Source organism: Streptomyces sp. BL1, assembly GCF_057628045.1.
Genome location: NZ_JBXYWZ010000002.1, coordinates 4,853,143 through 4,865,192, shown reverse-complemented (window position 1 = coordinate 4,865,192; position 12,050 = coordinate 4,853,143). Strand labels below are relative to the sequence as shown.

The 12,050-nt window shown below is 70.1% G+C and carries 11 protein-coding genes and 1 other RNA gene; 3 read left to right on the top strand and 9 right to left on the bottom strand.

The window, feature by feature from the left end; translation table 11 throughout:
• Positions 1-88 precede the first annotated feature (88 nt).
• A complete protein-coding gene (locus AC3AGO_RS21355) occupies positions 89-1,396 on the top strand; it encodes an MFS transporter (RefSeq protein WP_487821829.1) in 1,308 nt (435 codons plus the stop codon).
• Here the strand turns inward: AC3AGO_RS21355 and AC3AGO_RS21350 are convergent.
• A complete protein-coding gene (locus AC3AGO_RS21350; RefSeq protein ID WP_487821828.1) occupies positions 1,378-2,358 on the bottom strand; it encodes an oxygenase MpaB family protein in 981 nt (326 codons plus the stop codon). The genes AC3AGO_RS21355 and AC3AGO_RS21350 overlap by 19 nt on opposite strands.
• A 172-nt stretch (positions 2,359-2,530) precedes the next feature.
• The gene (locus tag AC3AGO_RS21345) at positions 2,531-3,334 is read right to left on the bottom strand and encodes a DeoR/GlpR family DNA-binding transcription regulator (protein ID WP_487821827.1); all 804 of its coding nucleotides are present in this window, start codon (positions 3,332-3,334) and stop codon (positions 2,531-2,533) included.
• Positions 3,335-3,495: 161 nt separating this feature from the next.
• On the opposite strand from AC3AGO_RS21345, the gene AC3AGO_RS21340 reads away from it, so the two are divergent.
• Positions 3,496-4,950: an Nramp family divalent metal transporter gene (locus AC3AGO_RS21340; RefSeq protein ID WP_487821826.1), complete on the top strand. Its 1,455-nt coding sequence runs from the start codon at positions 3,496-3,498 to the stop codon at positions 4,948-4,950.
• 185 nt (positions 4,951-5,135) lie between these two features.
• Here AC3AGO_RS21340 and ssrA read toward each other — a convergent pair.
• The 5 genes from ssrA to ftsE form a co-directional block, all read right to left on the bottom strand.
• Positions 5,136-5,506: a transfer-messenger RNA gene (gene ssrA / locus AC3AGO_RS21335) on the bottom strand.
• Positions 5,507-5,635: 129 nt separating this feature from the next.
• A complete protein-coding gene (smpB, locus tag AC3AGO_RS21330) occupies positions 5,636-6,160 on the bottom strand; it encodes an SsrA-binding protein SmpB (RefSeq protein WP_487821825.1) in 525 nt (174 codons plus the stop codon).
• Positions 6,161-6,178: 18 nt separating this feature from the next.
• Positions 6,179-7,462, bottom strand: coding sequence for a S41 family peptidase (locus AC3AGO_RS21325; protein ID WP_487824744.1), 1,284 nt, complete (start codon positions 7,460-7,462; stop codon positions 6,179-6,181).
• Positions 7,463-7,613: 151 nt separating this feature from the next.
• On the bottom strand, positions 7,614-8,525 hold the full coding sequence (gene ftsX, locus AC3AGO_RS21320; RefSeq protein WP_487821824.1) for a permease-like cell division protein FtsX: 912 nt from the start codon (positions 8,523-8,525) through the stop codon (positions 7,614-7,616).
• A gap of 63 nt (positions 8,526-8,588) precedes the next feature.
• Entirely contained in the window at positions 8,589-9,278 is a 690-nt protein-coding gene (gene ftsE, locus AC3AGO_RS21315; protein WP_487821823.1) for a cell division ATP-binding protein FtsE, read from the bottom strand.
• Between the two features lie 270 nt (positions 9,279-9,548).
• Here ftsE and AC3AGO_RS21310 point away from each other — a divergent pair, with 270 nt between their 5' ends.
• On the top strand, positions 9,549-9,743 hold the full coding sequence (locus tag AC3AGO_RS21310) for a hypothetical protein (protein ID WP_487821822.1): 195 nt from the start codon (positions 9,549-9,551) through the stop codon (positions 9,741-9,743).
• Positions 9,744-9,879: 136 nt separating this feature from the next.
• Here AC3AGO_RS21310 and AC3AGO_RS21305 read toward each other — a convergent pair whose 3' ends face one another.
• Positions 9,880-10,650, bottom strand: a complete 771-nt coding sequence (locus tag AC3AGO_RS21305) for a collagen-like protein (protein ID WP_487821821.1) — start codon at positions 10,648-10,650, stop codon at positions 9,880-9,882.
• Between the two features lie 256 nt (positions 10,651-10,906).
• Complete coding sequence (gene prfB, locus AC3AGO_RS21300) at positions 10,907-12,022, bottom strand: peptide chain release factor 2 (RefSeq protein WP_487821820.1); 1,116 nt, start codon at positions 12,020-12,022, stop codon at positions 10,907-10,909.
• Positions 12,023-12,050 lie beyond the last annotated feature (28 nt).

Genomic DNA, 12,050 nt, shown 5'->3' with positions numbered 1-12,050 from the left:
AGTACTCCGCGATTCACATCGCAGGTGCGTGAAGGGGCACCGAAAAGGTGTTGGACCCCGGTACCGGGCCGCGGCGAGGCTTTCCGGCATGCCCCTCTCCCCTGCCGCGACCCCGGTGCGCCGCGTACTCGCCCCGTACGGACGGCTGTTCGCGCCGCGCGGCGCCGTCGCCTTCACGCTCGGCAGCCTCCTGGCGCGGCTGCCCATGGGCATGTTCACCGTGTCCGCGGTGCTGATGATCTCCGGCGCGCGCGGCTCGTACGCGCTCGCCGGGGCCGTCACCGCGTGCGGGCTCGCGGCGACCGCGGTGGTCGCGCCGCTGATCGCGCGCCTCGTCGACCGGTACGGGCAGGCCCGCGTGGCGCTGCCCGCGACGGCCCTCGCGGTGTGCGGTTCGCTGGCCCTCGCGGCGTGCGTGCGGTACGGCACGCCGGACTGGACGCTGTTCGCCTCGTACGTGGCGACCGCCACCACCCCCAACACGGGCGGCATGTCCCGGGCCCGCTGGGCGTACCTGCATCACGGCGACCCCGCTGCCCGGCACACCGCCAACGCCTTCGAACAGGCCGCGGACGAACTGTGCTTCATGTCGGGCCCGGTGCTCGCGACGTTCCTGTGCGCCGCGTTCTTCCCCGAACTGGGCACTCTGACAGGCGCGTTGCTCCTGCTCGCGGGGATGCTGCTGTTCATGAGCCGGCGGCGCACCGAGCCGCCGGTGGCCCACGGAGCAGGCAGCACGGCGCACGCCCCGGCGCCCCTCCGGCGGCCCGGGATGGTCCCGCTGCTGTGCGTCTTCCTCGCGACGGGCGCCGTGTTCGGCTCGCTGGAGGTGGTGACGGTCGCGTACGCCGACGGGCAGGGCCACAAGGCCGCGGCGGGCGCGATACTGGCGTGCCAGGCGGCCGGATCCGGCGCCGCCGGACTGTACTTCGGGACGCTCCGGCCGCGCGGACCGCTCCCCCGCCGCTTCCTGCGCTGCGTGACGGCGATGGCGGGGCTGATGCTGCTGCCGCTGTGCGCCGCGGCGGGTACGGGAAGCCTTCCGGTGCTCGCCGTCGCGCTGCTCGCGGCGGGCATGGCGACGGCGCCCACGATGGTCACCGGCATGACGCTGGTGCAGAACACGGTGCCGGCCGCGCGGCTCAACGAGGGGATGACGCTGGCCGTGACGGCGCTGCTGTGCGGAGTCGCCGCGGGCGCGGCCGCCGGCGGGCGCGCGGCGGAGTGGGCCGGGGGCGGCGCCCTCGCGTACGCCGTGCCGCCCGCCGCCGCGGCACTCGCCGTGGCCGTGGCCCTCGCGGGCCGGGCGGTACGCCGTGAACTGCCGGGCGGGAAGGGCGAGTCGGGCCGGCCCTGGCGGGAGCCCGCCGCACCCGCTCAGGAGGGGCGGCGGTAGCCGGCCGGCAAGTAGTGGGTGGGCGCGTCCCGTTCCTCGGGTAGCGGCAGGTTGCGCAGGGGCGTGTCGACGCGCGGCGCGGCGCCGTCGCGGCGCCCCGCGGCGCGTTCCCAGCCGGCGCGCGCCCGCGGGTGGTAGCGGCGCGAGCGCGGAACGAGCTTCCACGCGTGGTGCACCAGCCGTCCGAAGCGCCGCAGCCGCCGTTCGTCGCGGACCGTCCACTCGTAGCCGAGCCGGCGGCGCGCGGCGGGCGGGAACAGGCCGACCGTGAACCACACGGTGAACCGCGCCTGCGGCCCGCGCACCAGCCGCCACATCCACATCGGTACGCGCAGCGCCTCCGGTCTGTCGATGTACCGGATGTCGAGGACGTCGCGGGTCGCCGCGTTGTCCTCCAGTACGTCGCGGGCCATCCGGTCCCAGTAGGCCTGGAAGTCCTCCCAGCTGTCCGGGACGGGGCGCATGCTCATGCCGTACATCCGCCACCACTGCACATGCTCGTCGAACAGCTGCCGCTTCTCCGCCTCGGTGAGACCGGGTCCGAACCGGTCGGCGACGAGGAATGTCAGCATGAAGAACGTGGAGTGCGCCCAGTAGAAGGTGTCCGGATCGAGCGCGTGGTACGGGCGGCCGTGCCGGTCGACGCCCTTCACCGTGTGGTGGTAGCCCCGCACTTCGCGGGCGGTCTCGGCGGCGCGCGGCCCGTCGTACACGACACCGCCGATGGGATACAGGGAGCGGAACAGCCGCTGCCAGCGCTCCTCGAAGAACCGCGAGTGCTCCTCGACTCCGGCGCCGAGGCCGGGGTGCATGTTCTGCATCGCGCCGGCCCACGGCGCGAGCAGCACACCGCGCCAGTCGCCGAAGTACTTCCAGGTCAGCGAGGAGGGGCCGAGCGGTTCCGGCGGGGTCCCGCCCGTGGTGCGCGCGTCCGGTCCGGCGTTCTGTGCGTCACGCTCCATACCGCCACTCCGTCCTGCCGCGGGAACGGTCCACGAACACGCCGCCCGTCCGTGACAGCGCTCGTGCCGGACACGGTAAGTGTCACACCTGTCCCGTTCCACCCCCCGTGCACAGAAACAGTAGCCGTCGCATTGTTGCGGCACGGGAGTCGGACCGTACGGCGCCGCGGGCTCAGACCGTCACGACCGTCGCCTTCGGCAACTCCCGGAACGGGGCGAGCTGTTCGTCCGTCGCCCCGGTGTCGGTGACCAGCGTCCACGGCACCTCCAGCGGCGCCCACACGGGGAACGGGCGGTGTCCGAGCTTGCTGCTGTCGGCCAGCACGTACACCTCGCCGGCCCGCGCCGTCATCAGCTCCTTGAGCGCGGTCTGCTGGATGTCGGCCTCGCAGATGCCGAACCGCGCGTCCAGTCCGTCGGCGCCGAGGAACACCTTGTCGGCCGTGAGCCGGGAGAGCGTGAGCTCGGCGAGCGGCCCCACGAACCCCTGACTGACGTGCCGGAGCGTGCCCGCGAGGGTGACGACCTGCACCCCGTCGGCGTCCGCCAGCTCCTTCAGCACCGTCAACCCGCTGGTGATCACGGTGAGTTCGGTACGGGCGTGCAGCTGCCGCGCGAGCCGGCCCGTCGTCGTCCCGGCATCCAGGATCACCGTGTCGCCCTGCCCGATGTGCCCGGCGGCCCAGCGCGCGATCCGGTCCTTCTCGGCGACGGCGAGCGCGGCACGCTGCCCGACAGTGGTCTCCGGCTCGTGCTCGCCGGCCCGCGCGCTCATGGCGCCGCCGTACGTACGGGCGATCCGGCCCTGTTCGGTGAGCAGCGCGAGATCGCGCCGGATGGTGGACGGGGTGACCTCCAGGGTGCGGGCCAGCTCCTCGACCACGACCGCGCCGTCCGCCGCCACCGTACGGGCGATCAACTCGCGCCGGTCGGCGGCCCGGGTCCGCTCGCGCGGCGCACTGCCGGCCTCGTTCACTGCCTGTCACCTCGCAAGAGTGGTCCGGCCCTGCCGGACCTTCGCATGACCGGCACCGTACAGACCATTGCGCGGACCGCGCAATCGTGTCAACGTCTCGCACGCAACACGCACTTGATGCCGGAGCACCGTCCAATGGCGGACGGAAATGGAGACCATCCATGCAGACGGAGAGCGTGCACACACCACCCGGAAGCGGCAGGGAGAACCAGCGCATCCCCGCCCCTGACGACCCCTACGTCCTGCGCCCCGAGGACGTTCGCGAACCCCCCACAACCCTGCGCGGCACCATCGGTCACCTCGGCCCCGGCATGGTGCTCTCCGCCGCGGTCGTCGGATCCGGCGAACTGATCACCACCACCTCGCTCGGCGCGAAGGCCGGCTTCGTCCTCCTCTGGCTGGTCATCATCAGCACCCTGGTGAAGGTCTGGGTGCAGATGGAGCTGGCGAGTTGGGCCATCCTCACCGGCAGAACGGCGATCCGCGGCTACAGCCAGGTCGGCCCGCGGCTCTCCCGCCGCAACCGCCTCGGCTGGATCAACTGCCTGTGGATCCTGATGGACTTCGCCAAGTCCGTGCAGCGCGGCGGCATGATCGGCGGCACGGCGGCGGCGTGCAGCATCATGCTGCCACTGGCCGGCGAACCGCTCGGCGGCACCTCGCTGACCGTGTGGGCGCTGCTGGTCACCCTCAGCGTCATCGCCCTGCTGTACGGCAACAAGTACGCCACCGTGGAGCGGATCGCGTTCGGCACGGTCGTGCTGTTCACGCTCATCACCGTCGGGCTCGCGCTCTCCCTGCCGTGGACGGAATTCGGCTACACCGGCGCCCAGTTGGGCTCCGGACTGGAGTTCGCCATCCCGGCCGGCACGCTCGGCCTCGCCCTGGCGATGTTCGGCATCACCGGCGTCGGCTCCGACGAGATGACCACGTACACCTACTGGTGTCTGGAGAAGGGCTACGCGCGCTGGACCGGCCCCGACGACGGCAGCGAGGAACGGGCCCGGCGCGCGGAGGGCTGGCTGCGCGTCATGCGCATCGACTCCCTCGCCTCCTGGGGCGTGTGCACGCTGTGCACCCTCGGCTTCTACATCATCGGCGCCGCCGTGCTGCACCCGCAGGGACTGGTGCCCGAGGGCAACCAGATGATCACGACACTGTCCCGGCTCTACACCGACACCCTGGGCCCGTGGGCGATGTACCTGTTCCTCGCGGGCGCCATCGCCGTGCTGTACTCGACGATCCTCGCCTCGACCGCCAGCACGCCCCGCCAGTGGACCGACATCCTCGGCCTGCTGGGCGCGCTGGACTGGTACGACACGAAGGTCCGGCAGCGCGTAGTACGGGCGCTGACCGTCCTGCTCCCGCTGGTGTGGATGCTGTGCTTCCTCACCATCCAGGAGCCGGTCCTGATGGTGCAGATCGGCGGCATCGCCAGCGGCGTCTTCCTGCTGGCCGTGGTCATCGCGGTCTGGCACCTGCGCACCGGCGAGGTCCCGCACCGCTTCCGCCGCAACCGGCCGCTGACCGCGGCGCTCGTCCTGAGCAGCGCGGCGATCGCGGCACTCGGCGTCTACACGGTGCTGGAGTCCCTAGGCCTGGCCCCCGGCGCGTGACCGCCCACCCAACCTGAGGAGCACGCGTAACCGCCCACCCGGCCCCAGAGGCGCGTGCAACCCGCGCGCCCCGCTTGAGGGGGTGCGGGTGGGCGAAGCCCCCCGCCACGCGCGGCGAAGCCGCGCAAAAACAACGAAAGACGACGGGCCCCCGCTTTCCGGGGGCACACGTCGCCTGTCGTCTTTCGTGGAGATGGCGGGAATCGAACCCGCGTCCAACGGTGCGGAAGAAGGGCTTCTCCGAGCGCAGTCCGCTGCGATTTTCTCGGCCCCGGAGATCTCGCGGACAAGTCTCCGACGGGCCCAGTCACTGTGTGATGTCCCGGCAGGTCCCGTGACCGGACCTACGCGGTGAGTCCCCTAGTCGATGCCAGGACCCGGGGCGGGGACGCACCCGGACTGACACTTCATGCTTGCTGCTCAGGCAGCAAGCGCGAAGGAATCGCGCTTTGTGTTGGCGATTATTTTTTTGCGGCACATGGTTAACGAGATCATTGCCGCGTTCCTCGGCTCGCTTCCCCTGCTTCGACATCCGCTGTCGAAACCGATCATCCCCATGTTGAGTTGACAAACTGTCCGCCCTCGCGAGCGGCGCTGCGACCATGGTACGTGACCGGGTCACGTGAAGGCCAACACCTTTTACGGCCGGCCGTATTCCCGGGCCCGGCGGCTCACTTGAGCCGGCTCACTTGAGCTGGGCCCGCTCGCGGCGGCGGACCGCCGAGATGACCGCGTGCGCCTCGCGGTTGTCCTGCTTCTCGCGCAGGGCCTGCCGCTTGTCGTAGTCCTTCTTGCCCTTGGCCAGCGCGATCTCGCACTTGGCGCGGCCCTTGGTGAAGTACAGCCGCAGCGGGACGAGCGTGTGCCCCGTCTCCTGCGTCTTGCCGATGAGCTTGTCGATCTCCGCGCGGTGCAGCAGCAGCTTCCGCTTCCGCTTGGCCGCGTGGTTGGTCCAGGTGCCCTGCGAGTACTCCTGGATGTGCACGTTGTGCAGCCACACCTCCGCCCCGTCGATGTGGGCGAAGCCGTCGGCCAGTGAGGCGCGACCCTGGCGCAGCGACTTCACCTCGGTGCCCGTGAGCACGATGCCGCACTCGTAGGTGTCGAGGATGTTGTAGTCGTGCCGGGCACGCTTGTTCTGCGCGATGAGCTTGTAGCCGTCGGGGTCCTTGTCCTTCTTGCTCTTGTTCTTCGCATCTTTCTTCGCCATAGCCAGGCCATTCTTCCACTACGACCGGGTCGCGAGGCCACTCAATACTGTGCGGGCCCGCTCCGCGGCATCCCCTTGTGCACCGGTTCCGACCGAAAGGTCCGGAGTGATACCCCGGTCGTCGATACGGCGCCCCGCGGGGGTCGCGTAATGGCCGACGGTCAGCTCGGCGACCGACCCGTCGTACTGCCGGCTGGGCATCTGCACGGTGCCCTTGCCGAAGGTGCGGGAGCCGACGACGACCGCGCGGCCGCGGTCCTGCAGCGCCCCGGTCAACAGCTCGGCCGCGCTCATTGTTCCGCCGTCCACCAGCACCACCAGCGGCCTGCGGTGATCGCCGCCCTGCTGTGCGTACAGGGCGCGCTGGGTGCCCTCGTCGTCGTACGTCGCGACCAGGCCGCCGTCCAGGAAGGCGGAAGCGGCCTTCGTGGCCTCGTCGACCAGACCGCCCGCGTTGCCGCGCAGATCGAGCACTATGCCCGAGCCGTGCGGCACCTGCTCGCGGACCGCCTTCCGCACCTCCGCGCCGGTGCCGCGGGTGAAGGAGGAGACCTTGATGCGGGTGGCGCCGTCACCGAGCCGGTCCACGTCGACGGTGTCGGTGGACAGCCGGGCGCGGCGCAGCGACTCCGTCCACTCGCGGCCGTCCCTGCTGAGCCGCAGCAGAACGTCGCTGCCGGTGTCGTGCGCCGAACCGCGCAGCCGTCCGACGACATCCGTGATCGGCCGGCCCGCCACCTCGTCGCCGTCGACGGCGCGCAGCCTGTCGCCGGGGCGGATGCCGGCCGCCGCCGCCGGACTGCCCGGGTGCACCCTGGCGACCGTGACGGCGGGAGTCTCCTCGGAGTCGCCCCGGTCCTGGAGGGCGCGCGGGCCGGAAGCGCGCGTCCCGTGTGCATCGGGATCGGGGGCGCCGGGCTCGGGAGCGTGGGCCCCGGCCGGGCGTTCGGGGGGCCGGCGGTCCTCCTGGACGGAGATGCCGACCCCGACGTACTGGCCGTTCAGCGTCTGCCGCAGACCCTCGTACTCGCGGGGGCTGTACGCGCCGGACCAGCGGTCGCCGCTGCGGCTGACGAGCTCCTCCGCGGCCTCCTCGGCGCCCGGCGGGCCGTGCACGGCGCGCTGCTCGACACCGGCGGCTCCGCGTACCCCCTCCGAACTGCCGCCCGGGGGTGCGCCGTTGACCACCGCGCCCGCGGGGGTCTGCCGCGAAGTGTCCTGCGCGGGCCCTGCCTGCGCACGGAACGCGTCACCCCAGGAACCGGTGGCGGCACCGGTTCCCAGCACGCTCGCGAAGACCAGCGTCAGCACGGCCCCGCGGCGGATACGCCTGGATCTCCCCCCGGTCGACTCGGGGGGAGAAGCGGAGAACCACAAGCCCGACATATTGCGGAGTCTAGGCCAGACGCAGGCGCGGCACGGGCCGTTGGGCGTACCGCGCCCGCGTCATGCGTCACACCTTCAGGTACTTGCGCAAGGTGAAGAAGGCGGCAATGGCAGGCATCAGCACTCCCACCGCCACGATGAACGGCAGCACCTTGAACACCGCGTCCCAGCCGATGAAGTTGATCAATACGATCTTCTGCTGGAGCCAGTTGTTGATCAGGAAGTACTTGCCGCCCACGAGCAGAACGGACGCGAAACCCGCCCCGATCAGGCCCGCGATGGCGGCCTCCAGGATGAACGGCATCTGGATGTAGAAGCTGGAGGCCCCCACCAGCCGCATGATCCCGGTCTCCCGCCTTCGGCTGAACGCCGACACCCGCACGGTGTTGACGATCAGCAGCAGCGCAACGACCAGCATCAGCGCCATCACGCACAGCGCGGCGATGTTCATGCCGTTGAGCAGGTTGAACAGGTTCTCCAGGAGGCTGCGTTGGTCCTGGACCTCCTGCACGCCCTGTCTGCCGGAGAACGCCGTCTGAATCACCTGGTACTTGGTCGGGTCCTGCAGTTTGACCCGGTAGGACTCCTGCATCTGGTCCGGCGTCAGGGAGTCGGCCAGCGGAGAGTCCTGGAACTGCTGCTTGTAGTGCTTGTACGCCGCGTCGGCGGACTCGTAGTAGACCTTGTCGACAACCCGGAGCTCCTCCAGGTCGGACTTGATCTGCTGCTTCTGCTGCGCGGTGACGGCGCCCTTGGCGCAGTTGGGGTCGGACGCGGCGTCGTTCTTGTTGCAGAGGTAGATCGACACCTGGACCTTGTCGTACCAGTACCCCTTCATCGTGCTGACCTGCTCGCGCGCGAGCAGCGAACCGCCGGCGAGGGCGAGCGACAGGGCTACCGAGACGATCACCGCGAAGGTCATCGTGAGATTGCGGCGGAGACCGACGCTGATCTCCGACAGTACGAACTGGGCGCGCATGGCGTCCTTTCAGCCTTTCCGTGGTGGTGCTGAGAGAGCCGGCCGTCCCCCCGGTGCGGCCTCTCAGTGCTGGTAGCCGTAGACGCCGCGCGACTGGTCACGGACCAGGCGGCCGGTCTCCAGCTCGACGACACGCTTGCGCATCTGGTCGACGATCTGCTGGTCGTGCGTGGCCATCACGACTGTCGTACCGGTGCGGTTGATCCGGTCGAGCAGCTTCATGATGCCGACGGAGGTCTGCGGGTCGAGGTTGCCCGTCGGCTCGTCGGCGAGCAGCAGCATCGGACGGTTCGCGAACGCGCGGGCGATCGCCACGCGCTGCTGTTCACCACCCGACAACTCACCGGGCATACGGTCGTCCTTGCCGCCGAGACCCACCAGATCGAGCACCTCCGGCACGGTCTTGCGGATCTGCCCACGGGACTTGCCGATGACCTCCAGCGCGAACGCGACGTTCTCGCCGACGGTCTTGTTGGTCAGCAGCCGGAAGTCCTGGAACACGGTGCCCAACTGGCGCCGCATGTGCGGCACCTTCCAATTGGAGAGCCGGGCGAGGTCCTTGCCGAGGACGTGCACCTGTCCGTGCGAGGCGCGCTCTTCGCGCAGCAGCAGTCGCAGGAAGGTGGACTTGCCGGATCCGGACGATCCCACCAGGAACACGAACTCTCCGCGCGCGATCTCCAGCGAGACATCGTGGAGCGCCGCACGGGTCTGCTTGGGGTAGTGCTTTGAGACGTTGTCGAATCGGATCACGGAAACACCACGTCGACCTGGGTAGGGGCAGCGGAAGCCGGAGAGCGGGCTCCCCGTCGGTGTGGTGACCTTACGCGAACCGGTGCGCACGGCGCAGTCGCCGTCCGGTGTTGGTGGGTTTATTCACGGCGTCTTTAGGCATAAAGAGGTCACTCGTGACAGTGCGGACCGCTCTGCGTTACTCCCGGGGAGCTGGCACAGTGGAAGAGGTACACCGTTGGGGAACGCCTGACTTACGGGTGGCGTTGGCACGGTGAAGGAGGTTTTCGCATGACATGCGACCGACTGGTGTGTGCCAACTGCTCGGGCCCGGTGAGCGAAGGCCGCTGCTCAGTGTGCAGGGCGCACCGCGCGCGCATGCAGCGCGAGTCCCCGTTCGCGACCCTGACCCCCGCCGCGCTGATCGCCCTCCTGCTGGCCCTGATCGCCGTGGCGCTGGTGGCGCAGCGCGTGGCAACTGCCTGAGCAGGCACGGCCGGAGACCCGGGACGGCGAAGGCCCGGGACGGCACGGACCGGACATGAACAGTACGGACCGGACATGACGAAGGGCCCGGAACGCGGAGTGCGTTCCGGGCCCTTCGACTGTCCGTTACGGCGTGTCAGGCAGCCGTACGACGGTTGATCAGACGCGGCATGAAGCGGAAGGCGATACCGCCCGCGATCATCGTCGCGGCGCCGACCAGCAGGAAGGACGTCTCGTTGGAACCGGTGTCCGCCAGCTCCTGGTTCGGGCCCTGCGGCTGCGGGTCCGGCTGCGGCTGAGGCTGCACCGGACGGCTGCCGTCGGTGTCGGGGTTGGTGCCGCCCGACGTGGCCGGCTGCTCGCCGCCGCTGGAACCGCCCACGGTCGCGGGCTGCTCGCCGGTGTCGCCACCGCCGTTGTCACCGCTGCCGGTGTCACCGCCAGTGCTGCTGCCGCCACCGCCGGTGTCGCCGCCGGAGGTGGCCGGGGGCTCGCTGCCGCCGTTGTCGCCGCCGTTGCTGTCGTCGCCGCCGCCGGTGTCGCCGCCGATGGTGCCCTCGGTGTCGCCGCCGACGGTGCCTTCGGTGCTGCCACCGTCGTCGCCGCCGATGGCGCCGCCGATCGAAACGTCGCCGTCGTCACCGCCGTTCTGGCCGCCGCTGTCCTGCGGCGGAGTCTCCGGGTCCTCCGGGTCTTCCTCGCCGTTACCGGTACCGCCGATGATGCCGAGCCCGAGGAGCCCGCCGTCGTCTTGCTTCTGGTCGCCGATGCCCTGGCCCGCCGTCGGCTCGGACCCGGTCAGGTCCGCCGCCGAGGCGGCACCCGCGGCAGTGAGCGAGGCGCCGGCTGCGAACACCGCACCGGCGGCAATACGCGCCACACGCAGCCGCGTCTTCGAATTGGTCATGTGCCAACTACCCCCAGTAGCTGTACTTGTCAGTGGGACAGCCGTGCCGGGCCGTGGAACATCACTCGTGGCTCGGGCGCATCCGTCCCGCCCCCGCACACGCGCCGCTGACACAGGCATGCCGAGCGAACAGCTTTCCCACTTTTCACACAGGCGTCAAGCGAGCACTGTCCCAAATGTCCCGGGGAGGGGGGTAGTTCGCTTACTGGGACGGGAATCACTGCAATTCCCGCACATCAGCGCGGAGGAACAGGCGTCAGTTCGTCTGCTGTTCCTGCTGCTTGCGCCAGCGGATTCCGGCTTCCAGAAATCCGTCGATATCGCCGTCGAGAACCGACTGGGGATTGCCGACCTCGTGTTCGGTCCGCAGATCCTTCACCATCTGGTACGGGTGCAGCACGTACGAACGCATCTGGCTGCCCCAGGAGTTGCCGCCCTCGGTCTTGAGTGCGTCCATCTTCTTCTGCTCCTCCATGCGGCGGTGGGCGAGCAGCCGGGCCTGCATGACGCGCATGGCGGCGGCGCGGTTCTGGATCTGCGACTTCTCGTTCTGACAGGAGACGACGATTCCGGTGGGAATGTGCGTCATCCGGACCGCGGAGTCCGTGGTGTTGACCGACTGGCCGCCGGGGCCCGAGGAACGGAACACGTCGATCCGCAGCTCGTTCTCCGGGATGTCGATGTGATCTACCTGCTCCACGACGGGCAGCACCTCGACGCCGGCGAACGACGTCTGGCGGCGGCCCTGGTTGTCGAACGGGGAGATCCGCACCATGCGGTGGGTGCCCTGCTCGACGGAGAGCGTGCCGTACGCGTACGGGGCCTTCACCGTGAACGTGGCGGACTTGATGCCCGCCTCCTCCGCGTAGCTGATGTCGAAGACCTCGGTCGGGTGGCCCTTCCGCTCGGCCCAGCGCAGATACATCCGCATCAGCTGCTCGGCGAAGTCCGCGGCGTCGACGCCGCCGGCCTCGGCGCGCACGCTGACGACCGCCTCACGCGGGTCGTACTCGCCGGACAGCAGCGTGCGGACCTCCATCTCGTCCACAGCCTTGCGGACGGAGGTCAGCTCCTGCTCTGCCTCGGCGCGGGCGTCGGCGTCGTCCTCGCTCTCGGCGAGCTCGAAGAGCACTCCGAGATCGTCGATACGGGAGCGCAGCTCCTCGGCACGCCGCAGGTGCCCCTGGAGGTAGGAGAGCTTGCTGGTCACCTTCTGCGCGTTCTCGACGTCGTCCCACAGGTCGGGGGCCGCCGCCTGCTCCTCGAGCGAGGCGATATCGGCCCGCAACTTGTCGAGGTCGAGAACGGCCTCGATCGACTCCATCGTGGAGGAGAGGGACTTCAGCGCTTCGGATACATCGACGACTGCCACGCCCCCCACCCTAACGGCTGCCTCCCCC

What these genes read in the sequence shown, in the direction of transcription:
- smpB (WP_487821825.1), bottom strand. Translation starts at nt 6,160, where the DNA reads ATGGCGAAGAAAGATGCGAAGAACAAGAGCAAGAAGGACAAGGACCCC.
- AC3AGO_RS21355 (WP_487821829.1), top strand. Translation starts at nt 89, where the DNA reads ATGCCCCTCTCCCCTGCCGCGACCCCGGTGCGCCGCGTACTCGCCCCG.
- AC3AGO_RS21310 (WP_487821822.1), top strand. Translation starts at nt 9,549, where the DNA reads ATGACATGCGACCGACTGGTGTGTGCCAACTGCTCGGGCCCGGTGAGC.
- AC3AGO_RS21350 (WP_487821828.1), bottom strand. Translation starts at nt 2,358, where the DNA reads ATGGAGCGTGACGCACAGAACGCCGGACCGGACGCGCGCACCACGGGC.
- ftsX (WP_487821824.1), bottom strand. Translation starts at nt 8,525, where the DNA reads ATGCGCGCCCAGTTCGTACTGTCGGAGATCAGCGTCGGTCTCCGCCGC.
- AC3AGO_RS21305 (WP_487821821.1), bottom strand. Translation starts at nt 10,650, where the DNA reads ATGACCAATTCGAAGACGCGGCTGCGTGTGGCGCGTATTGCCGCCGGT.
- AC3AGO_RS21340 (WP_487821826.1), top strand. Translation starts at nt 3,496, where the DNA reads ATGCAGACGGAGAGCGTGCACACACCACCCGGAAGCGGCAGGGAGAAC.